Source organism: Luteimicrobium sp. DT211 (assembly GCF_049844995.1).
Lineage (GTDB): Bacteria > Actinomycetota > Actinomycetes > Actinomycetales > Cellulomonadaceae > Luteimicrobium.
Genome location: NZ_JBNCMC010000006.1, coordinates 80,101 through 106,777, shown reverse-complemented (window position 1 = coordinate 106,777; position 26,677 = coordinate 80,101). Strand labels below are relative to the sequence as shown.

Genomic DNA, 26,677 nt, shown 5'->3' with positions numbered 1-26,677 from the left:
CGGTCACCCGTACGTGACCGAGCCGTCCTCGCGCACGACGACGGAGCTCGGCCCGGTGCCCTCGAAGAACCAGGCATCGGGCTCGCCCGGCTCGTGCGCGGGGACGCGAGCGTAGCCGAAGACCTGGTACGTCCCGGCGGGGAGGCGGCTCGACGGCGCGCTGCCCGCGCCGGTCCCGCAGTAGTCGTGCGTGTCCCAGGGGCGGGCGGACAGCGTCACGGTGGCCCCCGCCTTCACGGTGGTCGGCGCCGACCTGCGTTCGTCCGTCCCGACGCCGACGATCGTCCCGCCCTGGGTCCAGGCCATCGCCACGTGCGTCGGCAGGCTGATGCGTAGGTCCGTGTCCGCGTCGTTCCGGAGGCGGTAGGACACGCCGTCGTCGTGGACGGCGACCCGCCGCTCGTCCAGGTCGACGACGGGACGCGTCGAGATGCGGGTGAGGAACTCGTCGACGCTCTCGCCGCACGCGAGCGCTGATCCCTCCAGCCACGGCGGCTGGTACCCGGCGGGTGTCGCGGCGAGCACCAGGACGGGCGACGGGTCCGACAGCACGTGCGCGGACCCGTCCGCGGCCGACCCGTAGAGGTACGCGCGGTAGTCGCCGGCGGGCAGGTCCCCGCCGCCGCACGGCACGAACCGGACCGCGACCTGCGTCGAGCCCCCGCCGTCGTCGGCGTAGTCGGCCAACCGGCTGACGTCCCCGGGGTCGCCGCGGTCCGCGAGACCGGGCCACGGCGGCGCGACGGTGCGGCTCCCGTCCGCCGGGTCGTCGTAGGTGACCTCGCCCGTGCTCACGCCCAGCGCGACGACGGTGCCGTCGCTGGTGAGGACCACCTCGGGATCGAAGGTGCCCAGCAGCTCGCGGTCGTCCGGAGTGAGCGCCGACATGTCGCCGTCGTAGGTGGCGAACCACGTCTGGTCGGGAAGGAGGATGCCGTCGGCGGACTCCTCGTCGCTCAGCGCCACGGGGAGCAACGACGTCCCGTCGGGCAACGTCGCGCCGCACGCGCCGGCGTACGGGGTGTCCGTGCCTCGGGGGTCGGGCGCGCGGTCCCAGGGGCGTGCGGCGAACGCGGTGGTCGCGAGCGCCGCGACGACGACGACGGCCGCGCCAGCGACGAGGGCGCGTCGCCTCCCGCGGCGCCGGGCCGCCCGGACCTGGGCGACCACCTCGGGGAGGCGGGCCGAGAGCGCGTCGGAGGGGCCGTCGTCGGGCCGTGCGGTCGGTATGGACGGGCCGCGGGCGGGGGCGAGGCGGTCCTGCTCGCGGTGGACGGCGGCCTCGAGGGCGTCGAGGTCGTCGTCGGTGACGAGGCGGACGGATCCCTGGTCGTCGGAGCTGCGGCGACCTCGCCGGAACGCCGCGGCGAGCGCGTCGACGGTGAGGTCGACGGCCGGGTCGTGCGCGTCGTCCCTGCTCGCGTCGTCGTCGCTCGCGACGAGCGTCCGCGCCCGGGCCACGAGCGCCGCGCCCCGGTGCTCGACGACGGCCCGGAGATCGTCCTCCCACTGCGCCACGCGCGCCCCCCTCGTCCGACCGCACAACTCCCGGAAGTGTAGGGGCGGGCGGCAGGGGTCAGGGCACGACGACGACCTTGCCGCGCGTGTGCCCGTCGCGTCCGGCGCGGTGGGCGTCGGAGGTGCGGTCCAGGGGGTAGGTCACGGTGACGGCGACGCGCAGCCGGCGGTCTGCGACGAGGCGCAGCAGCACGGGGATCGACGCCTGGCGGACGGCGGTGCCGGGGTCGGAGCCCGGGCCGCCGCCGAGGGCCCGGACGCCGGCGCCGCGCGCCGCGGCGCCGGGGACGATCGTCGCGACCCGGTCGCGGTCGGCGACGAGCTCGAGCGAGGTCCGGACCGCCTCGTCGGTCCCGACGAGGTCGAGCACCGCGTCGACGCCCGACGGCGCGAGCGCCCGGACCCGGTCCGCGAGCCCGTCCCCGTACGTGACCGGCTCGGCCCCGAGCCCGCGCAGGTAGTCGTGGTTGCGCTCGCTCGCCGTCGCGATCACCCGGACGCCGCGCAGCACCGCGAGCTGGACCACCATCGACCCGACGCCGCCGGCAGCGCCATGCACGAGGAGGGTCTGCCCGGCGTGCTCGCCGTCGCCCAGCCCGACAGCGTCGAGCGCATGGAACGCGGTGCCGCCCGCGACGAGCAGGGCCGCGCCCTCCTCGAAGCCGACGCCGGCCGGGAGCGCGTGCACCGCGGCGGCGTCTGCCACGACCCGCTCCGCGTAGGTCGTGCCGTGCACGGCCCGTGCGACGACGGCGTCGCCGACGGCGAGCGACGGCCCGTCCGCTCCCGGTTCCCCGAGCGCCAGGACGACGCCCGAGACCGAGGTCCCGACGGCGCCGAGGAGCCCGGGATCGGCGCCGAACGCGCCTGAGTACAGCTTCCAGTCGACCGGGTTGACGTCGATGGCGCGCACCCCGACGAGCACCTCACCGACCCCGGGGGACGGCGCGTCCTCGTCGAGCACCTGCAGCACCTCGGGTCCGCCGAACGTCGTCGGCCGCACGATCCTCATGCCAGGCGAACCCCGCGACATCCGGGCGGATTCCCGCGCTGCCTCTGTCACCCCACCAACCGTTCTGCGTACACTCGGCGCACGTGCGGGGGCGACGAGGCCCGCCGCTCCCCAGCAGTCGTCGAGGAGGACGGATGCTCGATCTGGGTTCTTCCAGCGTCACGATCGTGGTCGTGATCGGAGTGATCGCGCTGGCGTCGCTCGCGGTCGCGTACACCCTGCGCAGACAGGTGCTCGCGGCGCCCGAGGGCACGACCAAGATGCAGGACATCGCGCAGGCCGTCCAGGAGGGCGCGTCCGCGTACCTCAGCCGCCAGTTCCGGACCCTCGCGATCTTCGCGGTCGTCGTGTTCGGCCTGCTGTTCCTGCTGCCGGGCGACGCGGGCATCCGGGTCGGGCGGTCCGTCGCGTTCCTGTTCGGCGCGTGCTTCTCCGCCGCGATCGGCTACCTCGGCATGTGGCTCGCGACCCGCGCGAACCTGCGCGTCGCGGCCGCCGCCACGAAGCCCGACGGCCGCACCGAGGGGGCGCGCATCGCGTTCCGCACCGGCGGCGTCGTCGGGATGTCGGTGGTCGGCCTCGGGCTGCTCGGGGCCGCGGTCGTCGTGCTGATCTTCCAGGGCGACGCCCCGAGCGTCCTCGAGGGCTTCGGGTTCGGGGCCGCGCTGCTCGCCATGTTCATGCGCGTCGGCGGCGGCATCTTCACCAAGGCCGCGGACGTCGGCGCCGACCTCGTCGGCAAGGTCGAGCAGGGCATCCCCGAGGACGACCCCCGCAACGCCGCCACCATCGCCGACAACGTGGGCGACAACGTCGGCGACTGCGCCGGCATGGCGGCCGACCTCTTCGAGTCCTACGCCGTGACGCTCGTCGCCGCGCTGATCCTCGGCAAGGCGGTCATGGGGGAGAAGGGGCTCGTCTTCCCGCTGATCGTCACCGCGATGGGGGCGTTCGTCGCCGTGCTCGGCGTGCTCATCACGCGCGTCCGGGGCACCGAGAACGGGCTGCGCGCGATCTACCGCGGCTTCTACGTGTCCGCGCTGGTCGGCGCGGTCCTCGCGGCGATCGCCGCGTTCGTCTACCTGCCGGACTCGTTCGACGGACTCGGCGGCACCGCCGACCTGACCGGCGTGACGGCGGACCCGCGGATCGTCGCGAGCCTCGCGGTCGTCGTCGGCGTGGTCCTCGCGGGCGTCATCCTGTGGCTCACGGGCTACTTCACGGGCACGACGTCGAAGCCCACCCTCCACGTCGCCGCCACGTCCCGCACGGGGGCGGCGACCGTCGTGCTCTCGGGCATCGGGGTCGGGTTCGAGTCGGCCGTCTACACGGCGGGCGTCGTCGCGGCCGCGATCCTCGCCGCGTTCCTGCTCGCAGGCGGGTCCGTGTGGCTGTCCCTGTTCCTCGTGGCGCTCGCGGGCTGCGGCCTGCTCACCACGGTGGGCGTGATCGTCGCGATGGACACGTTCGGGCCGGTCAGCGACAACGCGCAGGGCATCTACGAGATGGCCGTGGGGACCGAGTCGGAGAACCCGGAGGGCGCTGAGGACAATGACGCGGCCCAGATCCTCACCGACCTCGACGCCGTCGGGAACACCACCAAGGCCATCACCAAGGGCATCGCGATCGCGACGGCCGTCCTCGCGGCGACCGCGCTGTTCGGCTCCTACGCCGACGCGGTCGGCCGGGCGCTCGTCGACGACAAGGTCGACGTCGGCGGGCTCGGCAGTGTCGTCTCGTCGATGCTCAGCTACGAGATCATCTCCCCGGTCACGCTCGTCGGGGTGATCCTCGGCGCCGCGACCGTGTTCCTGTTCTCGGGCCTCGCGATCGATGCCGTGACGCGCGCCGCGGGGGCGATCGTCTACGAGGTGCGACGCCAGTTCCGCGAGCACCCCGGGATCATGACGTTCGACGAGCGCCCCGAGTACGGCAAGGTCGTCGACATCTGCACCCGCGACTCCCTGCGCGAGCTCGCGACCCCCGGCCTCCTCGCCGCGTGCGCGCCGATCGCCGTCGGGTTCGGGCTCGGCGTCGGGCCGCTCGCCGGCTTCCTGGCCGGGGCGATCGCGTGCGGTGTCCTCATGGCCGTGTTCCTCGCGAACTCGGGTGGCGCCTGGGACAACGCGAAGAAGATCGTCGAGGACGGCAACCACGGCGGCAAGGGTTCCGAGGCGCACGAGGCCACGATCATCGGCGACACCGTCGGCGACCCGTTCAAGGACACCGCCGGCCCGGCGATCAACCCGCTCATCAAGGTCATGAACCTGGTGTCGCTGCTCATCGCCCCGGCGGTCGTGCTGCTCAGCGCCGGGCACGACGCCAACCAGTTCCTGCGCGTCACCATCGCGTGCGTCGCGGCGGCCGTCGCGTTCGGCGCGATCATCATGTCCCGGCTGCGTGCGTCCAAGGCTGACCAGGCCGAGCTCGCCGAGGCCGAGGCGCAGGACGCGCGCGACGCGGAGCCGGAGGTCACGCGCGTCCCCTGACAGCACGTCCGAGAACGGACGCCCCCGCCGACGGCGACACCCCGCCCGCCGACGGTGATGGGTCAGACGGCGGTGGACGGTGTGACCCCTGCCCGTGTCGGCCGAGATACCGAGTCGGGGCCGAGATACCGAGTCTGCATCGGTGACTCGAGCGCATCTCGGTATCTCGCGTCCGACGACGGCGCGTGGCCGGGCTGCCGAGGCGAGGTGACGGCGGGAGCGGGTGGGTGCGGACCGGTGGTGAAGGACGTCACGGAGCCGGAAGGCCCCCAAGGGCCTGAAGGCGACGCAGTCCGAACCGCCTGTCCGCACCCACCCGCGGACCCGACCACAGGACGCCCGACGTCACCATCGGCGAACGGCGCGGCGACGTTCACCACGACGACGTGCCGCCGCCCCCACCTCCGCCGCCCGAGAACCCGCCGCCGCCGGAGTAGGAGCTGCCGCCGCTGTACCCGGTGCCGGACGATCCGCCCGACGACGAGGTCCAGACCGCCGCCGAGGCGGTCGTGTGCGCGATCCAGTACCCCGACCAGAGGTCGTGCCGGCCTGCGCTCAGGGCGAGCCCGTCCGGCGCGGTGAGGACGCCGTCGCGGACGAGGACCCCGAGCCGCTCGTACCAGTCGTCGGCCACGCCGAGCGCCGCAGCCCACGGCAGGAGCGTCCCGAACAGGTCGTCCTGCGTGGCGAGCGGGTCGAGGCCGGTGTCGTACGCGTGCGACCGGCCACCCGCCCGCGGCACGGAACCGAGGCCCGGCCCGCCGCCCGACAGCATCCCGGGCACCGCGCCGTCGTCGGACGCGTATCGCACCGGCGCGGCGGCGCTCGACGGGGCGCGGGACTCCCCGAGCTCGGTGAGGTGCCGGCGGAACGCGCGGGTCTCGTCGACGTGGCGGGCGCCGAGCGCCGACCGGTCCGTGGGCCGCAGCCCGTGCACGAACCGGACCACCACGACGACGGGGAAGAGGCCGGGCACGGGCAGGGCGAAGAGCGTCCACGGCCAGCGGACGGGGTCGCCGGTGCGCATGCGCACCTTGCGCCGGAACAGCGCGGACTCCGGCGTCTTCTGCCGCTCGTCGAGGTCCGTACGGACGGCCTTGCGCAGCGCCGCGTGGGCGTCCTGCAGCGCGACCCGCAGTGCGGTCCCTGTGAGCGGCGGGCGGTCGTCCTCGTCGGGCGCGTCGTCCGTCTCGACCTGGGCCACGCGCTTCTCGAGCGCGGCGACCACGGCCCGCTCGAACCGGTCACGCCCGGCCCGCGGCCTCGCGACCCGCAGCCCGAACGAGTCGCCCCGCGGCTCGAACGCGACGACCCCGGCTGCCGCGAGCGCCAGCAGGACGCCCGTCGTCTCCCGGCTCGACATCACGCCGTCGACGATCGTCCCCGCGACGGGCAGCGGCAGGTCCGGGGGCGTGCTGCGCGGCCCGGCCGGCACGGCGACACCGCGGTCGCGCGCGTCGCGGTGCGTGAGGCGGTACGCCACGGCGACGACGACGGACACGACCAGGCCCAGCGCCCCGCCGCCGACGAGCAGGCGGAGGTACACCCCGAGCCACTCCGGCGCCGCGCGGAACGCGAGGTCGGGGCCCGTCGCGGCGACGCTGCCGGTCGGCATCGTGACGTCGATCGTCAGGCCCGCGCCGCCGTCGAGGTCCGCGGCGTGGAAGGTCGCGGTCCTGCCGGACGACGTCGCGTCCTCGCACGGGTCGGTCGAGCCCGGTTCCCCGGCCCAGCAGCGGGCCGCGGTGGCGTCGGCGGGGAGGTGGACCGTCACGTCGACGGCCCGGTGCAGCGCCGACGACATGTTCCCCGTGACGTCCCAGGACAGCTCGTCGTGCCCGTCGCGCTGCAGCAACGCGCCGTCGACGCGGTAGCGGAGCACGTAGGTCGCGGTCGGGGTGCGGACCCGCTCGTCCTTGCTCCCGATGCGGAGGTCGGTCGTGCGCAGCCGCTCCGCGCCGGTCGTCGACCGGTGGACGGTCGCGTCGGCGCCGCTGGGGCTCGTGACGCCCAGGACGTCGACGCCGTAGGTGCGGTCGCGCCAGGTGGACCACGGCTCGCGGGAGACGAGGGACCGGATGATGCCGTGCTGGTTCGCGTCGACGCCGAACCGGTAGACGATCGTCTCGGTGACGTCGAGCGAGCCGTCGGCGCCGACCGTGTAGTCGGCGTCGAAGCTGTCGATCGTGTCGTCCCAGCGGGACGCGAGCGTCGGCTCCTGCCCGGTCGCGCCCGGGACCTCGGGCGCCCCGACGACGAGCCCGTGGTCGCCGCCGATCGTGGCGCGCACGCCGCCGTCGTCGGGCGTGCAGGTGGTGTCGCGGTAGTCGTAGTAGACGACGCCGCTCGTGGCGGTCGCGCACGTGAGACCGGAGACCGGTCCTCGCGGCCCGACGACGCGCACGCTCGCCCGGTCGAGCGGCAGCGTCGCGGAGCCGTCGACGAGCCCTAGGGCGAGCGCCGCCGGCGACCCGCCCTGCGCCAGCACCGCGCCCGCGACGTCGTACGAGAGCGTGAAGCGCGCACTGCTCACCGGGGCGTCCAGGAAGTCGGGCCACGTGACGTCGAGATAGTCGACGCCGCCGAGCGAGTCGGCGTCGACGGGCAGGCTCCGGGTGGTCGCGGCGTCGTCGCCCAGGCGGGCCGTGCTCGTCAGGTGGGAGAGCGTCTGGACCGCCACCGGCTCGTCGTCCGCGCTCGTCCCGCCGCTGTCGTCGTCCTCGAGAGGGACGCGGGTGGGCACCCTCCACCACAGGGACGGCAGGTCCTCGGGCTCCGCGTAGGTCACGTCGAGCGTCGCCTCGACGTGCACGCCGCCGTCCTTCGCGACGGTCACGACGAAGGCCGCGTCGTCGATCCGGTTCACGTCGGCCGAGCTCGCGTGCGCGGGCCCGGCGGCGAGCCCGGACCCCACGAGGACGAAGGCCGCGGCGAGCGCGCGCAGCAGCGCGCGGGGGCGGGTCAGGGTCGACGGGCTCACGGCGCGAACCCTAGCGGGCGTCTCGCCGGCCAGGCGGGTTCGGCCGGTAGGCGGAACCACGCCCGCGCGCCCCGTACTCTGCACGCGTGACGCAGCCGTCCGCGCCCCCGGCGCCCGTGAACCCGCCCGGCGTGCGCCGGAGCCGCCTCGCGGCGCTCGGCGGCGTCGTCGGGTTCCTGGTGTTCGTCGAGCTGACGAGCGGCATCATCCAGGGCTACTACACGCCGCTGCTCACGGACGTCGCCCGCCACCTCGGCATCCACGACGCCGACGTCAACTGGTTCCAGGCCGCCCAGCTGCTGTTCTCGGGGCTGTGCGTGCCCGTGCTCGCCAAGGCCGGCGACGTCGTCGGCTATCGCCGGGTGCTCCTGTGGACGACGGCGGTCACCGCCCTCGCGGCGTGGGGCGTCGCGTTCGCGCCCTCGTTCGTGACGTACCTGGTCGCCTGGACGCTCATGGGCACGTACACCGTGTGGCTGCCGCTCGAGGTCGCGCTCGTCCACCACCGCGCCCGCGGCACGGCCGACGCTCGCGGGCTGACGCGCCGCGCCACCGGGCTCATCGTGGCCGCGCTCCAGGCCGGCGCGATCGTCGGCGCGCTGCTGGCCGGGCAGCTCGGGGACGCGCTCGGCCGCGACCGGCTCTGGATCACCCTGAGCGTCCCCGCGCTCGCCGTGACCGCCGCGTTCGTCGTCGTGCTGCTCAAGGTCCCCGAGAGCCCCGACGTCGCCGGCGGCCGGATCGACACCGGGGGAGCGGTGCTCCTCACGCTGGCCCTGCTGGGAGTGAGCGCCGGGCTCATGTACCTGCGCGTCGAGGGGCCGGGCGCGTGGTGGGTGTGGGCGCTCATGGCGCTCGGGCTGGCGCTGCTGTGGCCGTTCGCGCGCTGGGAGCTGCGGCAGGACGACCCCCTCGTCGACCTGCGCGTGATGCGCCGGGCGACCCTCTGGCCCGTGCTCGTGACGTCCGGGCTGTTCGGCATCAGCGTGCTCGGCGCGCAGGACGCCCTCTCGACCTTCGCGCGCACGGACCGCGCCGACTACGGCTACGGGCTCGGCGCGGACGCCGCGACCGTCTCCTACCTCATCGGCGGGTACGTGATCGCGTGCCTCGTGGGCGCGCTGCTGTTCGCCCGCGTCTCCGCGGCGCTGACGCCCCGCCGGACGCTCATCGGCGCCGCCCTGCTGGTTGCCGTCGGGTACCTGTTGTTCGTGCCGTTCCACGACTCGGTGGCGCAGGTCGTCGTCAACATGGTCGTCGCGGGCCTCGGCTCGGGCGCACTGGTCGCGGCACTGCCCGCCGCGGCGGCCGCCGCCGCGCCCCGCGAGCGCACCGCCGTCGCGACCGGCCTCACCAACACCACCAAGACGATCGGCGGCTCGTTCGCGTCCGCGGTCTTCGCGCTCGCCCTCGTGTCCGGCACGACGGCGAAGCTCACCGGCGGTGAGGGGACCGCCGGCTCGCTCGGCGGGTACCACGCCGTGTGGCTGATCTGCGGGGTCACCGCCCTCGTGTCCGCCGTCCTGCTCGCCTTCGTCCCGCGCCTCGCGTTCAGCGACACCTCACTGGAGGCCCCGTGACCCCGACGCTGCCCACGCCCGACGACGTCGCCGCGCGCCTGTCCGCGCTCGTCCGCGTCCCGACGGTCTCCTCGCGTGTCGCGGAGGAGGTCGACGCGGCCCGCTTCGCCGAGCTCGTCGCGCTCCTCGAGGCGCTGTACCCGCACGTCCACCGCGTGCTCGAGCGCGAGCTCGTGACCGCGGCGCCCGACGCCGCCGAGGGCCACAGCCTGCTGTTCCGGTGGCGCGGGACGGGCGGTGAGGCCGGCGAGCGCGAGCCGGTCGTCCTCATGGCGCACTACGACGTCGTCGCCGTGCCCGGGCTGCCCGTGCCCGTCGACGACGTCGCGGCGCCCGCCGCCGGGTGGACGCACCCGCCGTTCGCCGGGGTCGTGCGCGACGGCGTCGTGTGGGGCCGGGGGACGCTCGACGACAAGGGCGCGCTCGTCGTCGTGCTCGAGGCGGTCGAGGCGCTCGTCGCGTCCGGCTGGGTGCCGCCCCGCGACGTCTACCTGTCGTTCGGGCACAACGAGGAGACCGCCGGCGACGGCGCCCGCGAGGCGGTGCGCCGGCTCGGCGAGCGGAGGATCAGGCCGTGGCTCGTGCTCGACGAGGGCGGCGCCGTCGTGCAAGGAGCGATGCCCGGGGTCGCGGCGCCGACGGCCGTCGTCGGGATCGCCGAGAAGGGCATCCTCGACCTCGAGCTGTCCACGCGCGACGACGGCGGCCACGCGTCGACGCCGGCCGCCAACGGCGCGACCGTGCGCCTCGCCCGGGCCATCACGCGGATCGACGCCCACCCGTTCCCGCCGCGGCTGTCCGAGCCGGTCAGGGCGCTGCTGGCGACGCTCGCCGACCACGTCGACGGCCCGATGCGACGGGTCTTCGCGAACGCGGGCCGCCTCGCGCCTGTCGTCGCCCGGGCGTTCACGCGTCTCGGCGTCGAGCCGGCCGCGCTCGTGCGGACGACGGTCGCGATCACCCAGCTCGAGGGCAGCCCGGGCGCCAACGTCCTCGCGCAGACCGCCCGGGCGAACGCGAACATCCGGATCCTGCCCGGGGAGACCGTGGCGTCCGTCGTCGCCCGGCTGACGCGGGTGATCGACGACCCGACCATCACGCTCCGGGTCGTCTCGGGCGAGGACCCGTCGCCCGTCTCGCCCGCCGAGGGCACGCAGTGGGAGCTGCTGCGGACGGCGCTCGCGGCGTCGTACCCGGACGCCGTCCTCACCCCGTACGTCCAGCTCGGCGCGTCCGACTCGCGGCACTACTGCGCGATCTCCGCCCACGTGTACCGGTTCTCGCCGTTCGACCTGACGACGGCGCAGCGAGCCTCGATCCACGGGATCGACGAGCACGTCACGGTCGCGGCGCTCGGCCGGGGGGTCGCGTTCACGGCCGCACTCCTGCGTGCGGTGCCCCCGCCGGACGCGACTGGGGCGACCCCGCCGCCCGCGCGTCCGTAGGCTGGCCACGTGCGGCTCCTCAGCTACAACGTGCGCTCGCTCAAGCAGGACCGGCACGCCGTGCTCACCGTCCTGCGCGAGACCGACGCCGACGTCGTCGCGCTCCAGGAGCCCCCCAAGTGGTGGCTCACGCGCGAGCGTCTCCACGCCCTCGCCCGCGACGCCGGGCTCACGGTCGCGGTTCCCGGTGGGATCGCCGGTGCCCGCACCACCGCCCTCCTGGTGCGCCCGGGTGTCGAGGTCGTCGGAATGCGGCCGCTGCGGCTCCCGCTGAAGCTCGTCCGCCGCGGCCACTGGTTCCCGACGCTCCGAGGGGCGGCGGTCGCGCGGCTCCGGCTCCCCGCCGCCGACGGCGTGGACGCGTTCGAGGCGACCGTCGCCTCCGTGCACCTCTCGCTCGACGACGACGAGCGGGCCGGCCACCAGGCGCTCATCGAGGCCGCGGTGGGGGAGCTGTCACCGGGCGGCTGGGGCGACGTCGTCGTCGCCGGGGACCTCAACGAGGAGCCGGGCGGCCCGGCCTGGGAGGCGTTCGGGGTTCACGGGCTCGCCGACGCCGGCGCGGGCGACGGTCGTCCTACGTTCTCGACGAAGCGCCCGCGCAAGCGGCTCGACGTCGTGCTCGTCGGCCCGCGGCTCACGGGCGTCGCGCGGCGCGTCGACCTGGAGGTGCTGGCGCGAGCGAGCGACCACTTCCCGGTCGTCGCCGAGGTCCTCCCGCTCGGCTGACGCGCGACCGCGGATGGGGAGCGTTCCCCATTCGCCACGCTGGACGCGCAGCGCCCGCACAGGGAATCATCGGGTTCCGTCGTGCATCCGCATGACGTCGCGCTTCACGAGGAACGAGCCAGCATGACGCAGCAGGACCCCAACCAGCCGGTCCCCGACCCGTACGCCACGCCCGGCGGGGCGCCGCCCGAGGGGGTCCCTGCGGCGGACGCTGCTCCCACGCCCCAGCCCGCGGAAGCGCCCGCGCCGCCGCCCTACGCGGGCTACCCGGGCCAGGGGGAGTACCCCGCGCAGCCCGGCTATCCGGCGCAGCCCGGCTATCCGGGACAGCCGGGGTTCCCGCCGCCGGGCGAGCGCCGGCAGGCGATGGCGGGCGAGCCGGGGCGCGGGCTCGGCATCGCGGGCTTCGTGCTCGCGTTCTTCACGCCCGTCGTCGGCCTCGTCCTGAGCGCGGTCGCGCTGAGCAAGTCCAAGAAGGCTGGCCTCAAGAACACCCTGGCGGCGTGGGGCCTCGGCATCGGCATCGCGTTCACGGTCGCTGCGCTGGCGGGCTTCGCGGCGATCATCGCGATCGCGGCGAGCGACGACGACGTCCAGGACGCCATCAAGGGCGCGACCGACCCGACGACCCGAGCGTTCTGCCAGGCCGACGCCGACCTGACCGACGAGATGAACGACCTCCAGAACCCGGACGACGTCGGCACCGCCGACTGGGTGGACGGCATCATCCAGTCGCGTGACGACCTCGCCGCCGTGAAGGCGCCGGCCGACATCGCGGACGACTGGAAGACGATCGTCGACTTCTTCGACAAGGCCGCCACGCCGCTGGAGAAGGTCGACACGAGCGACCCCGACGCCGTCGCGAAGGCCATGCAGTCCAACGGGCTCACGCAGGACGACCTCACCGCCCTGCAGACGGCCGGCACGAACGTCGACGACTGGGCCTCGACGCACTGCGCGGCCGTGCCCGTCAACTGACGCCGTCGACGACGCCGCCCCGGCCGTCCCCGACCACCCGCGCCCGCCCGGCCCACGCCGGGCGGGCGCGCGGCGTACCGGACGGGGGCGCCGTCGTCGATGGGGAGGTCTGCCCTGTGGACGACCTGGACCCGTAGCGTTGTCATAGGGAACGATCAGCGGGTGACCAGAAAGCTCATGACCCGTGCCGTCCTGCCCGTCGCGCTCCTCGCGCTCGCCGCCCCGACCCTCACCGCCTGCTCGTCCGACTCCGGCTCCGGCGGCGGGAGCTCGAAGGCCGACTTCTGCAAGCTCGACGAGAGCCTCGAGCTCGACGACGCGTTGTCGGGCGTCGACCCGTCCGACCCGAAGGGCGCCGTCGACGCGGTCTCGAAGATCAACGACAAGATCAAGGACGTCGAGGCCCCCGACGAGATCAAGGAGTCCTGGGCCAGCATGAAGAAGTTCTTCGCGGACTTCTCCGACGCCGTGTCCGGCGTCGACACGTCGGACCCCACCGCCTTCGCCTCCGCCCTCCAGGACACCGACCTGCAGTCCGAGGCCGCAACCATGCAGGACGCCGGCCAGAAGATCTCGGACTACGTGTCGAAGAACTGCAGCTGACCGGGAGGATGGGGGCATGAGCTCCCGTCCCGCACCCCGCACCGACCCGCGTCTGCTGGACGCGCTCCGCGCCGACCTCGACGCCGCCCGCTTCACGGTGGGCGGCGTCGAGTCGGTCCTGGGCCCGCTCGCCGCGGCGGCGCTGCACCGTGAGCAGGACGTCCCGGCCGTGCGCGCGACGACGGCCGCGCTCCGGCGTCCGGACCCGGAGCCCGTGGCGGTGCTCACGCACGCGTTCGTGCTGGGCCGTCCGGTCCCGCGCCGCCTGCTCGATGCCGCGCTGCCCGGCCTCGGCTCCGAGGGCGCCGTCCGGCTCGGGATCGCGCACGCGTCGGGGTCGGGCGCCGACGACGAGGTGCTCGCGGCGGTCGACCTGCGTCCCTACGAGGCCGTCGACGCGGCGGGCGACGTCACCTGGTGGCTGGCCTCCGACCTCGGCGAGCTCCAGACGGGCGTGCGGCTCGCCGCTGACCACGTGCTCGGCGCCGGCGGCGCGTCCACGACGCTCGCGCAGGTCACGATGCGCACGCCCGTCGGCCGCGTCCTCGACCTCGGGACCGGCTGCGGCATCCAGGCCCTCCACGCGGCCCGGCACGCGGGCGCCGTCGTCGCCACGGACATCTCCGCGCGGGCGCTCGCGTTCGCCGCGTTCAACGTGTCCCTCAACCGCCCCCCTCTCGCCGAGGTACCCCGCGCGGAGGCCTACGTCGCTGAGGGCGGGGTCGAGCTGCGTGAGGGCTCGATGCTCGAGCCGGCCGCGGGCGAGGAGTTCGACCTCGTCGTCTCCAACCCGCCGTTCGTCATCACCCCGCACACCGGCTCGCCGCTGCCCGACTACGAGTACCGCGACGGCGGCCGCTCGGGCGACGCAGTCGTGCGGGACCTGGTCCGGGAGGTCGGGAGCGTGCTGGCGCCCGGCGGGGTGGCGCAGCTGCTCGGGAACTGGGAGCACCGGCGCGGCGAGCCGTGGACCGAGCGCGTCGGTGCGTGGCTCGACGAGGCAGGGCTGGACGGGTGGGTCGTCCAGCGCGAGGTCCAGGACCCGGCGGAGTACGCCGAGACCTGGATCCGCGACGGCGGGACGACGCCCGAGCGCGAGCCCGGCACCTGGGCGCGGGCGTACGGGGCCTGGCTCGACGACTTCGCGAGCCGCGACGTCGAGGCGATCGGGTTCGGGATCGTGACGCTGCGCCGCCCGGACCCGGCCGGGGCCGCCGACGGGCGCGTGACCCTGCGTCGCCTCGAGGAGCACACGGGCCCGGTCCGCCAGCCGCTGGGCGGCCACCTCGCCGCGTCGCTGCGGGCGCACGACCGGCTCGTGGGGCTGGGCACGTCGTCGGCGCTCGCGGGGACGCGCCTCGTCGTCGCCGGCGACGTCACGGAGGAGCGCTACCTGACCCCCGGCGCCGCGGACCCGAACGTCCTGCTGCTGCGTCAGGGCGACGGGTTCGGGCGTGCGGTCCACGCGTCCACGGCTCTCGCCGCGCTGACGGGCGCGTGCGACGGCGAGCTCACGGTCGGGCAGCTCACGTCCGCGATCGCCGCGCTCTTCGAGGTCCCCGCGGACGACCTCGCGTCCGAGCTGTTCCCTGCCGTCCGGGGACTCGTGGAGGACGGGTTCCTGACCCCGGCACCGTGACGGCCGCACCCGCTCGCGCACCCGACCACGGACGCCTACGTCACGGTCGGTGAACGGGGGTCAGGCCGGCGACGCGTGCGCCGAGCGCCGGACGAGCCCCTGCAGGAGCTCGCGCTCGTCGTCGTCGAGGCCGCAGAGCACGGACTCCTCGGCGACGCGGACGGCGTCCTCGAACCGGCGCAGCGCGGCCCGCCCGCTCGCGGTGGCGACCACCCGGCGGGCGCGCCGGTCGTGCTCCGCCTCGCGCCGCTCGACCAGCCCCTCGGCCGTGAGGTCGTCGAGCAGGTAGGTCATGACGGTCCGGTCGATGCCCAGCGACTCGGCGAGCGCGGCCTGCGTGGGCGGCTCGTCGTGCACGACGGCGCCCAGCACCTGGAAGCCGCGCGGCCCGTGCGGGATCCCGGCGAGCGCGAGGTCGACGGCGTCGTGCCAGCGGCGCAGCAGGATCCCGAGCGACTGGCCGAGGTCGACGCGGCGGCAGGCTTCGCTCACCGTCGAGGCGTCACGCCGTGCACCGTCCTCGGCGTCGCCCTTCGCGGTGGTCGTGGTCGTCGTGGTCACGGCACCAGGATACGCTGGAATAGTCTGTCGTGCAGATCAGTTGTCGAGCAGACGATCCGGCGGGACGTCCGCCGCGCAGAGACGGAGCAACATGAGCGACTACGGCCACGACCTCGTCTTCGGGTCCTTCCTGACACCGCAGGCGGGCGCGCCCGACGACGTCGTGAACCTCGCCGTCCTCTCGGAGGAGGTCGGCCTCGACCTCGTGACCTTCCAGGACCACCCGTACAACGCGGGCTTCCTCGACACGTGGACGCTCCTGTCGTTCGTCGCGGCCCGCACGGAGCGCGTGCACCTGTCGCCCAACGTCGCCAACCTCCCGCTGCGCCCGCCGGCCGTGCTCGCGCGCGCCGCCGCGAGCCTAGACCTCCTGTCGCACGGGCGCGCCGAGCTCGGCCTGGGCTCGGGCGCGTTCTGGGACGGCATCGCCGCGATGGGCGGCGACCGGCTCACGCCGGGCCAGGGCGTCGATGCGCTCGAGGAGGCCATCGACGTCATCCGCGGCATCTGGGACGCCGACGACCGCACCGTCCTCCGCGCCGGCGGTGAGCACCACCACGTCGCGGGCGCCCGCCGCGGGCCGCGCCCCGACCATGCGATCGGGCTCTGGCTCGGCGCCTACAAGCCCCGCATGCTGCGGCTCACGGGTGCCCGGGCCGACGGCTGGCTCCCGTCGCTCGGCTACCTGACGCCCGGCGACCTCGCGCGCGGCAACGCCGTGATCGACGAGGCCGCCGACGGCGCGGGCCGCGACCCCCGCGAGGTCCGCCGCATCCTCAACGTCGGAGGCCGCTTCCGGCCGGGTTCCGCAGGTGCGAGTGCCGGGTCGTCGACCACCCACGGCGGCGGCGCGATCGACGGCCCGGTCGAGCAGTGGATCGACGAGCTCGTCCGGTTCGCGCTCGAGGACGGCGTGGCGACGTTCATCCTCGGGTCCGACAACCCGCGCGACCTCGCCACCTTCGCCGAGGAGGTCGCGCCCGCCGTACGCGAGGCCGTGGCGGCCGAGCGGGCGTCGTCGGGCACGGAGACCGGGCCTGTGCGCAGCCCGCGTGCCCTCGCGCTCCGCGCCCCCGGCGTCGACTACGACGGGATCCCCGCGCGCCTGCGCGACCAGGCCGTCGAGCCGGGCGACCGGGACTACGCGCTGACGCGCTCGTCGTACATCCGCGGCGGCAAACCGGGGGTCGTGCTCCGGGCCCGCGACGCCCAGGACGTCGTCGAGGGCCTCGGCTACGCGCGCGAGCAGCAGGTGCGCGGCGCGTGGGACGGGCCGGGGCGGCTCCCGTTCGCGGTCCGCAGCGGCGGGCACGGGATCTCCGGGCTGTCGACCAACGACGGCGGCGTCGTCCTCGACCTCAAGGCCCTCGACGAGGTCACCGTCCTCGATCCCGCCTCGCGCCGCGTCCGCCTCGGCGCGGGCGCGACCTGGGGCCACGTGGCCGAGGCGCTCGCCGAGCACGGCTGGGGCATGAGCTCGGGCGACTTCGGCGACGTGGGAGTCGGCGGGCTCGCAACCGCGGGCGGTGTCGGGTTCATGGGCCGCCTGCACGGGCTGACCATCGACCACGCGGTCGCGTACGACGTCGTGCTCGCCGACGGGACGCTGGTGCACGCGACCGCCGACGAGCACCCCGAGCTCTTCTGGGGGATGCGCGGCGCGGGCGGCGGGCTCGGGATCGTCACCGCGGTCGAGCTCGAGGTCTACGACGTCCCGCCCGTCGTGCTCGCCGTCATGCTGTACGACGCGTCCGACGCGCGCGGGCTGCTCGAGGCGTGGGGCACGGCCGTCGAGACCGCGCCGCGGGAGCTCACGAGCTTCCTCACGCTGCAGCCCGGGCGCGGCGAGAACCCACCGCTCGCGCAGGCTATGACGGTGATCGCGTCCGACGACGTCCGGCTGGCCGAGCGTGCGCTCGAGCCGCTGCTCCGGGTCGCCCCGCTGCTGCAGCAGCAGGCCCAGCTCGCCCCGTACGCGGCGGTCGTCGCGCCGCAGGACGCCCCGCACGTGTCCGACGGCCCGGGCGGGACGTTCCGCAACACGCTCGTCGACCACCTCGACGACCGCGCCGCCCGGGCCGCCGCCGACGCGTTCGAGACCGGCGGCTTCCAGATGTTCCAGGTGCGCGCCGTCGGCGGGGCTGTCAACGACGTGCCGTCCGACGCGACCGCGTACGCGCACCGCGACGGGCAGCAGTTCGACGTGTCCGGCGTGGGTTTCGGGCACCCGGGACTCCTCGACGCCGCCTGGGACACCGCGATGGACCCGGTGGCGCACGGCGAGTACGTGAGCCTGTCGACGGACCGGCGGCCCGAGCGCGTGGAGCGGGTCTACCCGGGCGCGACGCTCGACCGGCTGCGCGGGCTCAAGCGGCGCTACGACCCGGAGAACGTCTTCGACCGGAACATCCCGATCCTCTGACGCCGAGGTACCCCTCCCGGGGGCCTGCTTCGGCGGATCGGTACCGGTCAGCGGGTGGGGGCGCAGGCCCCGCGCGGGGTGAACACCCAGAACCGGAACAGCAGGAACCGCGACGCCGTGGCGGCGAGGTTCGCGAGGCACAGCACCCCGAGCTCGAGGACGTGCGACGCGCCGGGCACGAGCACGCCGAGCAGGGCCAGCGCGCCCGCGGTCAGCCCCCACCCGAGCCCGAACACGAGCAGTCCCTGGCCGTGGTGACGGGCCGCGCCCTCGCGCCCGCGGACGCCGAAGGTGTGCCGACGGTTGAGAGCCGTGTTGAGGACGGCGGCCACGAGCTGCGCGGCGAAGTTGGCGGTCTGGTCGCCCCACAGGTCGGACAGCGTGAGGTAGAGGAGCGCGTAGACGGTCGTGCACAGCGCGCCGACGCCGACGAAGCTCAGCATCTGGGCGAGCAGCGCGGCGTGGGGGTGGGCGGCGTGCGGGTGGGCGTGGCCGGGGCCGCGCTGCGCGACGCGGCCCGGAAGGGCGGCCCGCACGACGCCGAAGGGCACGCGACCGATGACGAGGTCGCGGACCAGCACGGCGACGCCGGGCAGGTTGCCGGTCGTCGTGCTGACGGGTTCGACGTCGGGGCGCTCGTACGCGGTGGCGTCGAGGTCGAGCTCCACGCCGGGGGCGGTGCGCAGGACCGGGGCGGGAAGCGCACGACGCGTCGACCGATGGACGCTCCGCACGGGGCGGTGCGCCTTCTCCGTCACCGCCGAGGGCCCTGTTGGCCTCGGCGTCGAGGTCGTCGCGGTCATGGTGGGGATGATCATGCCACTCATTTCTGAAGCCTTCGACCATGCCTGGACGCACGCCGGGAGCCCGCCGGGTGCGTCCTGGGCGCCGCCCTGCCGCGCTCGGCGGCAGGGCGGCGTGGTGTCACGAAGCCGAGCTCGTGGCGCCGGTGCTCAGGTCGTAGATCGTGACGCCGTCCACGGTCTGGGACTGGAAGGTGTCCTCGACCCAGGACGCGATCTCCGACGCGGCACCCGAGCCGCCCATCGACCCGCCGAACCCTCCCGAGCTCGAGCCGACGTAGTAGTGGATCTCGCCCTGCGCGACGTACTCCTTGAACTGCGCGAGCGTCGGCGACGGGTCGGACCCGTTGAACCCGCCGATCGGCATGACCGACTCGCCGGACGCGAGCTGGTAGCTCGCGGCGTTCTGCGACCCGGTGGTGGCGGCCGCCCAGCGGTACGAGCCGGCGTCGGCCTGGAGGATCGTCGTGAGCTCGCTGCTCACCGTCGTCCCGTCGAGCAGCCCGCCCATGCCGCCCCCGCCGCCGCCGAAGCCGACGGCGCCGCCGGGCATCTGGCCCTGGGTCTGGCCGCCCTGCTGGGTCTGGCCGGTCTGCCCGCCCTGGGCCTGCCCGCCCTGGCTCGGCGGCTGCTGGCCCTGGCCGCCCTGCTGCTGGCCCTGACCCTGCTGCCCGCCGGGTCCGCCCATGCCGCCGCGTCCACCGCCCTGGCCGCCGGGCCCGCCGCCCATGCCGCCGGGACCGAACCCGGAGGACTGGACGGTCGGTCCCGCCGTCGGGAGGGATCCGGTGTGGCCCTCCGTGAGCGTCTGCACGGAGTAGGCCGCGGGGCCCGCGAGCCCGACGACGACGGCGAGCGCCGCCGCCCCGCGCAGCACGGCGTTCCCGGCGCTGTCGCGCGGCCCGATGAGCCGGCCGGCGAGGAGGGCGACCGCCGCGACGAACCCGCCGAGCAGCACGACCACGCGCAGCCAGGGCAGGAAGGTCGACGACCGGTCGAGCAGCACGTACGACCAGACGGCGGTCGCGAGGGTCGCGGCCGCGAGGACCCCGACGGCCCACCACGAGTCCCGACGGCGCCACAGCTGGGCGCCGCCGGCCCCGACCAGCGCCGCGAGCGCGGGCGCGAGGGCGACGGTGTAGTAGGTGTGGAAGATCCCGGACATCTCGCTGAAGACGGCCCAGGTCACGACGAGCCAGCCGCCCCACGCGATGTACGACGCGCGGCGCAGGTCGGTGCGCCGGGCGCGCGCGGTCAGGACGAGCCCGGCCACGAGGAGGATCGCTGCGGCGGGGAACAGCCAGGCGATCTGCCCGCCGAACTCGGAGCCGAAGAGCCGCCCGAGCCCGGTCGCGCCCCACTGGCCGCCGGTGGTGCCGCCGCCCCCGCCGCCGACCGACCCGGTCTCGTCGCCCGTGAGGCGGCCGAAGCCGTTGTAGCCGAACGTCAGCTCGAGGAACGAGTTGTTCTGCGACCCGCCGATGTAGGGGCGGGAGCCGGCCGGCACGACGACGGTGAGCAGCACCCACCAGCCGGCCGTCACGACGAGCGTGCCGACGGCGAGGAGCGAGTCGCGGATGCGCCGGCCGAGCGACACGGGCGCGGCCCACAGGTAGGCCAGGCCGAGGCCCGGCAGCACGAGGAATACCTGCATCTGCTTGGTGAGGAAGCCGAGGCCGACCGCGGCGCCGGCGAGCAGCATCCAGCGCGTGCGGCCGTCCTCGACGGCGCGCAGCACGCAGTAGGTCGCGGCCGCCATGAGCGCCACGAGCAGCGCGTCGGGGTTGTCGAACCGGAACATCAGGGTCGCGACGGGCGTGAGCGCGAGCGCGGCGCCCGCGAGGAACCCGGCGCCCGGTCCGAACGAGCGGCGCACGGCCGCGAAGACCAGCCACACGCTCGCCACCCCGAGCAGCACCTCCGGGACGAGCACGCTCCAGGTGTTCAGCCCGAACACCCGCACGGCGAGCTCGGGGAGCCACAGCGAGGCCGGCGGCTTGTCGACCGTGATCGACCCGGCGGCGTCGGACGAGCCCCACAGGAACGCCGACCAGCTCTGCGAGCCGGCCTGGACGGCGGCCGTGTAGAACGAGTTCGACCAGCCGTTGGCGCCGAGGTTGATCAGCCAGAACACGCCGGCGCCCACGAGCATGCCGACGACGCCGAGGCGCGCCCGCAGGCTCAGCCGGCCCACGCGGGCCGCGGGGTCGTCGGGGGCGGCGAGCGCCGTCGTCGGGCCGGACGGGGAGGCGGTGGCGGGCTCGGACGACGCCGCGGGGCCGGAGCCCGGGGGCGGCGGCGGTGCGGGCGCCTGGAAGGCGTCGGTCGTGGTGCTCATCGGGAGCTCCCCTCGGTGGCGCGGGGCGCGAAGACCCAGCTGCGGAACAGGACGAAGCGCAGGAGCGTCGCGCAGAGGTTGGCGACGCAGAGGACGACGAGCTGCGCGAGGCCGGAGGCCCCGGGCGCCGTCGTGTGCAGGACGGCGAGCGAGCCCGCCGTGAGGGCCCAGCCGAGCCCGAAGACCACGAGCCCCTGGCCGTGGTGCCGGGCCGCGCCCGCGCTCCCGCGGATGCCGAACGTGTGCCGGCGGTTGAGGCCCGTGTTGAGCACCGCGGTCACGGCGAGCGCGAGGAAGTTGGCCCACTGCGAGCCGACCGACCCGCGCAGCAGGAGGAACAGCAGCGCGTACGCGGCCGTGCACAGCGCCCCGACGACGCCGAAGCTCAGCGCCTGGTTCAGGAGCGTCTGGCGGCGGGAGAGCGGGCGCTGGTCGTCGGAGGCGCGGCGGGGGAGCGCGGCGCGGACCTCGTCGAGCGGGATCCGCCCGGCGTTGAGGTCGCGCACGAGGCGCCAGATCCCGCGCAGGTCGGCGGTCGCGGTCGCGACGATGTCGACGCGGCTGTCGGGGTCGTCGACCCAGTCGACCGGCACCTCGTGGATCCGCAGCCCGGCCTGCTCGGCGAGGACCAGCAGCTCGGTGTCGAAGAACCAGCCCGTGTCCTCGACGAGGGGCAGGAGCTGGCGGGCGGCGTCGGCGCGGATCGCCTTGAAGCCGCACTGCGCGTCGGAGAACCGGGCGTGCAGGGTGCCGCGCAGGATGAGGTTGTAGGAGCGCGAGATGAGCTCGCGCTTGGGGCCGCGGACGACGCGCGAGCCGGCGCTCAGGCGCGAGCCGATCGCTACCTCCGAGTGCCCCGACAGCAGCGGGGCGACGAGCGGGAGCAGTGCCGCGAGGTCGGTCGACAGGTCGACGTCCATGTAGGCGAGCACCGCGGCGTCGGACGATCCCCACGCGGCGTGGAGCGCGCGGCCCCGGCCCTTGGCGTCGAGGTGCACGACGCGCAGGCCGGGGAGCTCGTCCGCGAGGCGCAGCGCGACGGCGAGCGTGTCGTCGGTCGACGCGTTGTCGGCGATCGTGAGGCGGGCCCGGAACGGCAGCGAGCCGGTCAGGTAGGCGTGCGCGCGCCGGACCGACGCCTCGAGCGTGCGGCCCTCGTTGTAGACGGGGATGACGAGGTCGAGCGCGAGTCCGGTGTCGGTCGTCGCGTCGGCGGCGCGGGCGGCCAGGCGCTGAGGCGGCGCGCTTCCTGACGGCCCGGACGCCGCGACCTCGGGCGGCGGGGCCGCCTCGTGGGGGAGCTGTGTCGTCGTCATGCCCACGACTCTCGGCCGCCGACCTCGGTCGCTCCCCGGCACAACCTGTGCGCCTGCGATGAGCCTCGGGCGGCGCGGCGTCGAGGGGGTACGCGGCCGTAGGGTCGGGGCCATGCTCTCGCCCGCCTACCCCGTCCGCACGCCCCGCCTGGTGCTGCGCCCCCTGACGGTCGACGACGCCCCGGCGCTCGCGGCCTACCAGTCCCGGCCCGACGTCTGCCGGTTCCTGCTCTACGAGCCCCGCGACGAGCGGCAGATCGCCGCGCTCCTCCTCGACCCGACGCGCAACCGCAGCGAGCTCACCGGCCCCGGGCAGTCGCTGTGGCTCGCGCTGTGCCGCGCCGACGACGGCACGCTCGTGGGCGACGTCGTGCTGATGTGGCAGGACGCCGAGCAGGGCGCGGGCGAGGTCGGCTACGTGCTCGACCCGCGCCACCACGGTCACGGCTACGCGACCGAGGCCGTCGAGGCGCTCCTGGGGCTCGCGTTCGACGGCCTGGGCCTGCACCGCGTCGTGGGGCGGCTGGACGCGCGCAACGCGGCGTCGGCGGGTGTGCTCCGGGGGGCCGGGATGCGGCGGGAGGCCCACCTCGCGAGCAACGAGACCGTCAAGGGAGAGTGGACCGACGAGGTCGTGTACGCCGTCCTGGGCGAGGAGTGGCGCGGGCCGCGCGCGGCGGGCCGGCCGCCGGTGCGCGAGCACGCGGTGCTGCCGGTCCGGCCCGGCAGCGAGGCGGCCTTCGAGGCGGCGTTCCGCGAGGCCCGGCCGCTGATCGAGGCGACGCCCGGGTTCCGGGGCCTGACGTTGTCGCGCTCGCTCGAGTCGCCCAGCACGTACCTGCTGCTCGTGGACTGGTCGGACGTCGCGGCGCACGAGGAGGGCTTCCGCGGCTCGGAGCGCTACGCGCGCTGGCGCGCGCTGCTGCACCCGTTCTACGACCCGTTCCCCGTCGTCGAGCACTTCGTCGCCGTGTCCTGACGGGCGCGCCCTGATAACGCGGTTGTTATCGTGGCCTGATGGACCTGGTGTACGGAGATCTCGTCCGGACGCGTCGCGCGCTGCTCGGCCTCAGTCAGCGCGCGCTCGCGGCGCGTTCCGGCGTAGCGCAGCCGTTGATCGCGGCGATCGAGTCGGGGCGACGTCGGGCGACGCCCGAGACGCGCGCAGCCCTGGAACCCGAGCTGCGGCTCCGGCCGTCGGACGCTCTGGGCGCTCGACGCGCGCAGGTCCTCGATGTCCTTGAACGTGCCGGAGCGGGCGACCCGGTGGTGTTCGGCTCCGTCGCAGCGGGAACCGACACTCCGGAGTCCGACCTCGACCTCATCGTCACTCTGCCGGCAGGGAGCGGCATCATCGATCTCCTGGCCCTCGAAGACGAGCTCGAACAGCTGCTCACGGTCCATGTCGACCTCGTCTCCGCCGGCTCGTCGGGTCTGGACCGCCTCGAAGGGCCGCGTCGGCCGGTGGCCGCGTGAGCGACGACGCCAAGACCGCCCGCCGGCTCCGAGACCTCGAGGGATTCGCAGCCGAAGCCGCCCACATCGTGCGTCAGGGGGAGGACGCGTACCGTGCACCGACACCCGACGGTGCGCTGCTCCGCAACGCTGGGGCGCACGTCCTCGTCAAGATCGCGACCGTCGTCGAGAAGCTTCCCGACTCGTTCAAGGCCTCGTACGTGACCGTTGACTGGCGTGCGATCACGCGGATGCGCAACCTCGTGGCGCACCACTACGACAAGGTGAACGATGACCTGATGTTCCAGACGCTCCGCGTCGACGTCCCGCGTCTGATCCGCGACCTCGGGCTCGGGGACGGATCGGCCGGCTAGCTCCGTCGCGGCCTCAGGCGGAGCGGGGGAGGCGCACGGTGAACGTCGTTCCGGTGGGCGAGCCGGCGTCGGCGGTCCTGCTCTCGACCTCGACGGTCCCGTGGTGCGCGAGGACGATCGCGTGCGCGATCGCCAGCCCCAGCCCTGTCGAGCCGCTGACGCGGTTGCGCGACGTGTCGCCTCTGCTGAAGCGCTGGAACAGGTCCGGCAGCAGGCCCGCGGGGATGCCCGGGCCGTCGTCCTGCACGCTCACGACGACGTCGTCGCCGTCCGCGCGCACGCCCACCGTCACGCGCGTGCCGGCGGGGGTGTGGACGCGCGTGTTGCCGACGAGGTTCGTGAGCACCTGGCGGAGCCGCGCCTCGTCGCCGGCCACGACGAGGCCGTCGTGGTCCGGGCTTCCGTCGTCGTCGTCCGGCTCGCCGGGCAGGTCCAGCTCGTACCGGTGGTCGGGCGCCGCCGCGTGCGCGTCGGTGACGGCGTCGACGGCGAGCGCGGCCAGGTCCACGGGCGCGCGGTCGAGCGGTCGGCCGGCGTCGAGGCGGGCGAGGAGCAGCAGGTCGTCGACGAGCACGCCCATGCGGGACGCCTCGGACTCGATCCGGTCGAGCGACCGGGCGGCGCCGTCGGGAAGGGCCTCGGGGGAGCGGCGCACGAGCTCCGCGTAGCCGCGGATGGACGCGAGCGGTGTCCGCAGCTCGTGGCTCGCGTCGGCGACGAACTGCCGGACCTGGGTCTCGGACCGGTGGCGCGCCGCGAGCGACGTGCCGACGTTGTCGAGCATGCGGTTGAGCGCCGCCCCGACCTTGCCGACCTCCGTGCGCTCGTCGGTGTCGCGCGGGTCGACGCCGTGCAGCGCCCCGACCTCGCCCTCGGCGAGCGGCAGCTCGGACACGTGCTCGGCGACGCCGGCGACGCGGTCGAGCGGCGCGAGCGACCGGCGGACGAGCAGCGAGCCGACGACGCCCGCGATGACGAGCCCGCCGACGGCGAGCGCGACCTCGATGAGCACGAACCGCTGGATCGTCGCGTCCATGGTGGCGGTGGGCAGGGCCGTGACCGACGGCTGCCCGCTGCGCGTGGTCGTCGCGATCGCGCGGTACGAGCCGAGGTCGCCGACGTCGACCTGGTGGACCTCGCCGTCGTGGGGGACCGCGACGAGGTCGGCGACCTCGTCGTCGGTGAGCGCGACGAAGCACCCGGCGTCGTCGTAGAAGCCGGCGTCGACGACCTCGCCGCCGGCGTAGAACACGACGATCTGACCGGCGCCCTGGCCGGGCGGCGGCGTCGACCCGCCGGGCAGGTCGGACGCGGTGCCGCAGCGGGCGGCGAGCTGCTGCGCGTACTGCTGGCGGCGGTCGGAACCGGCGTCGTCGCCCGTGCCCGTCGCGCCGGTGCCCGTCGAGCCGGTGTCCGTCGAGGTGGTCGGCGTGCTGCCGACCCGGCCCGGGAAGTTCGCGGACCGCTCGGCGGCGGCCCGGAGCTGGTCGTCGAGCTGCCCGCTCAGCGACCCCCGCAGCGCGAGCGCGGACACGACGGCGAGCACGGCGAGCAGGGCGACGAGCACCCCGGTCACGACCAGGACGAGCTGGCGGCGCAGGGTCAGGGGGCCCCGCGCGTCGGCGGGCCGGGGAAGCCTCACGCGGAGTGGGTGCCGGCCCCGACGGGTGCCGTGGCCTGGGACGCGGCCGGCTTGAGCACGTAGCCGACGCCGCGCAGCGTGTGGATCATGGGCTCGCGGCCGGCGTCGATCTTGCGGCGCAGGTAGGAGATGTAGAGCTCGACGATGTTCGCCTGGCCGCCGAAGTCGTACTGCCACACGCGGTCGAGGATCTGCGCCTTGGAGAGCACGCGCTTGGCGTTGCGCATGAGGTAGCGCAGCAGCTCGAACTCGGTCGCCGTGAGGTGGATCTCCTCGCCCCCGCGCAGGACCTCGTGGGCGTCCTCGTCCATCACGAGGTCGCCGACGGTGATGGTCGAGTCGCGCTGCGCGGTCGCGGCCCCGCTGCGGCGCAGGAGCGCGCGGATCCGGGCGACGACCTCCTCGAGGCTGAACGGCTTGGTCACGTAGTCGTCGCCGCCGGCCGTGAGCCCGGCGACGCGGTCCTCGACGCCGTCCCGCGCGGTCAGGAACAGCACGGGCAGGTAGGGGTGCGTCTGGCGGATGCGGCGGAGCACGGAGAGGCCGTCGAGGTCGGGCAGCATGATGTCGAGCACCACGACGTCGGGGTCGATCTGCTGGGCGAGCTTGATGGCGCCCTGGCCGTCGAGCGCGGCCTGGACGTCCCACCCCTCGTAACGCAGGGCCGAGGTGAGGAGCTCGGCGAGGTTCGGCTCGTCGTCGACGACGAGCACGCGGACGGGCGAGCCGTCGGCGCGGGTGAGGCGGGGGGCGCTGGTCACGGTGGTCATGAGACCACTGTGACCCCGGTGTG

General features: G+C 75.0%; 20 protein-coding genes. 11 read left to right on the top strand and 9 right to left on the bottom strand.

Going from position 1 to position 26,677, the window contains the following annotated elements; translation table 11 throughout:
• Nucleotides 1-3 precede the first annotated feature (3 nt).
• Both ACLQ14_RS15125 and ACLQ14_RS15120 read right to left on the bottom strand, forming a co-directional pair.
• Complete coding sequence (locus ACLQ14_RS15125) at nucleotides 4-1,518, bottom strand: hypothetical protein (RefSeq protein ID WP_425814457.1); 1,515 nt, start codon at nucleotides 1,516-1,518, stop codon at nucleotides 4-6.
• A gap of 58 nt (nucleotides 1,519-1,576) precedes the next feature.
• Nucleotides 1,577-2,530: an NADP-dependent oxidoreductase gene (locus tag ACLQ14_RS15120; protein WP_425814455.1), complete on the bottom strand. Its 954-nt coding sequence runs from the start codon at nucleotides 2,528-2,530 to the stop codon at nucleotides 1,577-1,579.
• Between the two features lie 134 nt (nucleotides 2,531-2,664).
• Here ACLQ14_RS15120 and ACLQ14_RS15115 point away from each other — a divergent pair, with 134 nt between their 5' ends.
• Nucleotides 2,665-5,019 carry a sodium-translocating pyrophosphatase gene (locus ACLQ14_RS15115; protein ID WP_425814453.1) on the top strand — a complete coding sequence of 785 codons (2,355 nt, stop codon included), beginning with the start codon at nucleotides 2,665-2,667 and terminating at the stop codon, nucleotides 5,017-5,019.
• Between the two features lie 373 nt (nucleotides 5,020-5,392).
• On the opposite strand, the gene ACLQ14_RS15110 is transcribed toward ACLQ14_RS15115, so the two are convergent.
• The gene (locus ACLQ14_RS15110) at nucleotides 5,393-7,999 is read right to left on the bottom strand and encodes a DUF2207 domain-containing protein (protein ID WP_425814451.1); all 2,607 of its coding nucleotides are present in this window, start codon (nucleotides 7,997-7,999) and stop codon (nucleotides 5,393-5,395) included.
• Between the two features lie 86 nt (nucleotides 8,000-8,085).
• On the opposite strand from ACLQ14_RS15110, the gene ACLQ14_RS15105 reads away from it, so the two are divergent.
• From ACLQ14_RS15105 to ACLQ14_RS15080, 6 genes are all read left to right on the top strand, one after another.
• Nucleotides 8,086-9,579 (top strand): MFS transporter, encoded by a 1,494-nt coding sequence (locus ACLQ14_RS15105; RefSeq protein ID WP_425814449.1) that lies wholly within the window; start codon nucleotides 8,086-8,088, stop codon nucleotides 9,577-9,579.
• Nucleotides 9,576-11,024, top strand: coding sequence for a M20/M25/M40 family metallo-hydrolase (locus ACLQ14_RS15100; protein WP_425814447.1), 1,449 nt, complete (start codon nucleotides 9,576-9,578; stop codon nucleotides 11,022-11,024). Before ACLQ14_RS15105 ends, ACLQ14_RS15100 begins: the two co-directional genes overlap by 4 nt.
• A 9-nt stretch (nucleotides 11,025-11,033) precedes the next feature.
• A complete protein-coding gene (locus tag ACLQ14_RS15095; protein WP_425814445.1) occupies nucleotides 11,034-11,753 on the top strand; it encodes an endonuclease/exonuclease/phosphatase family protein in 720 nt (239 codons plus the stop codon).
• A 123-nt stretch (nucleotides 11,754-11,876) separates the two neighbouring features.
• Entirely contained in the window at nucleotides 11,877-12,731 is an 855-nt protein-coding gene (locus ACLQ14_RS15090; RefSeq protein WP_425814443.1) for a DUF4190 domain-containing protein, read from the top strand.
• Nucleotides 12,732-12,893: 162 nt separating this feature from the next.
• The gene (locus ACLQ14_RS15085; protein ID WP_425814441.1) at nucleotides 12,894-13,334 is read left to right on the top strand and encodes a hypothetical protein; all 441 of its coding nucleotides are present in this window, start codon (nucleotides 12,894-12,896) and stop codon (nucleotides 13,332-13,334) included.
• A gap of 16 nt (nucleotides 13,335-13,350) precedes the next feature.
• Complete coding sequence (locus ACLQ14_RS15080) at nucleotides 13,351-14,973, top strand: DUF7059 domain-containing protein (protein ID WP_425814439.1); 1,623 nt, start codon at nucleotides 13,351-13,353, stop codon at nucleotides 14,971-14,973.
• 60 nt (nucleotides 14,974-15,033) lie between these two features.
• Here ACLQ14_RS15080 and ACLQ14_RS15075 read toward each other — a convergent pair whose 3' ends face one another.
• Nucleotides 15,034-15,534 carry a MarR family winged helix-turn-helix transcriptional regulator gene (locus ACLQ14_RS15075; RefSeq protein ID WP_425814437.1) on the bottom strand — a complete coding sequence of 167 codons (501 nt, stop codon included), beginning with the start codon at nucleotides 15,532-15,534 and terminating at the stop codon, nucleotides 15,034-15,036.
• A gap of 91 nt (nucleotides 15,535-15,625) precedes the next feature.
• Between ACLQ14_RS15075 and ACLQ14_RS15070 the strand changes: the two genes are divergently transcribed.
• Nucleotides 15,626-17,956: an LLM class flavin-dependent oxidoreductase gene (locus ACLQ14_RS15070; protein WP_425814436.1), complete on the top strand. Its 2,331-nt coding sequence runs from the start codon at nucleotides 15,626-15,628 to the stop codon at nucleotides 17,954-17,956.
• A gap of 47 nt (nucleotides 17,957-18,003) precedes the next feature.
• Here the strand turns inward: ACLQ14_RS15070 and ACLQ14_RS15065 are convergent, their stop codons facing one another.
• The 3 genes from ACLQ14_RS15065 to ACLQ14_RS15055 form a co-directional block, all read right to left on the bottom strand.
• Complete coding sequence (locus ACLQ14_RS15065; RefSeq protein ID WP_425814434.1) at nucleotides 18,004-18,759, bottom strand: GtrA family protein; 756 nt, start codon at nucleotides 18,757-18,759, stop codon at nucleotides 18,004-18,006.
• A gap of 121 nt (nucleotides 18,760-18,880) precedes the next feature.
• A complete protein-coding gene (locus ACLQ14_RS15060; protein WP_425814433.1) occupies nucleotides 18,881-21,097 on the bottom strand; it encodes an ArnT family glycosyltransferase in 2,217 nt (738 codons plus the stop codon).
• On the bottom strand, nucleotides 21,094-22,413 hold the full coding sequence (locus ACLQ14_RS15055; RefSeq protein WP_425814431.1) for a glycosyltransferase: 1,320 nt from the start codon (nucleotides 22,411-22,413) through the stop codon (nucleotides 21,094-21,096). Before ACLQ14_RS15055 ends, ACLQ14_RS15060 begins: the two co-directional genes overlap by 4 nt.
• Before the next feature lie 112 nt (nucleotides 22,414-22,525).
• On the opposite strand from ACLQ14_RS15055, the gene ACLQ14_RS15050 reads away from it, so the two are divergent.
• From ACLQ14_RS15050 to ACLQ14_RS15040, 3 genes are read left to right on the top strand one after another with little or no spacing between them, the layout of a single operon-like run.
• Nucleotides 22,526-23,392, top strand: a complete 867-nt coding sequence (locus tag ACLQ14_RS15050; protein ID WP_425814429.1) for a GNAT family N-acetyltransferase — start codon at nucleotides 22,526-22,528, stop codon at nucleotides 23,390-23,392.
• A 38-nt stretch (nucleotides 23,393-23,430) separates the two neighbouring features.
• Complete coding sequence (locus ACLQ14_RS15045) at nucleotides 23,431-23,889, top strand: nucleotidyltransferase domain-containing protein (RefSeq protein ID WP_425814427.1); 459 nt, start codon at nucleotides 23,431-23,433, stop codon at nucleotides 23,887-23,889.
• Nucleotides 23,886-24,242, top strand: a complete 357-nt coding sequence (locus tag ACLQ14_RS15040) for a DUF86 domain-containing protein (RefSeq protein WP_425814425.1) — start codon at nucleotides 23,886-23,888, stop codon at nucleotides 24,240-24,242. The genes ACLQ14_RS15045 and ACLQ14_RS15040 overlap by 4 nt, the downstream gene beginning before the upstream one ends.
• Nucleotides 24,243-24,255: 13 nt before the next feature.
• On the opposite strand, the gene ACLQ14_RS15035 is transcribed toward ACLQ14_RS15040, so the two are convergent.
• Both ACLQ14_RS15035 and ACLQ14_RS15030 read right to left on the bottom strand, forming a co-directional pair.
• Nucleotides 24,256-25,884: a sensor histidine kinase gene (locus ACLQ14_RS15035; protein WP_425814423.1), complete on the bottom strand. Its 1,629-nt coding sequence runs from the start codon at nucleotides 25,882-25,884 to the stop codon at nucleotides 24,256-24,258.
• A complete protein-coding gene (locus tag ACLQ14_RS15030; RefSeq protein ID WP_425814421.1) occupies nucleotides 25,881-26,654 on the bottom strand; it encodes a response regulator transcription factor in 774 nt (257 codons plus the stop codon). Before ACLQ14_RS15030 ends, ACLQ14_RS15035 begins: the two co-directional genes overlap by 4 nt.
• Nucleotides 26,655-26,677: the final 23 nt, after the last annotated feature.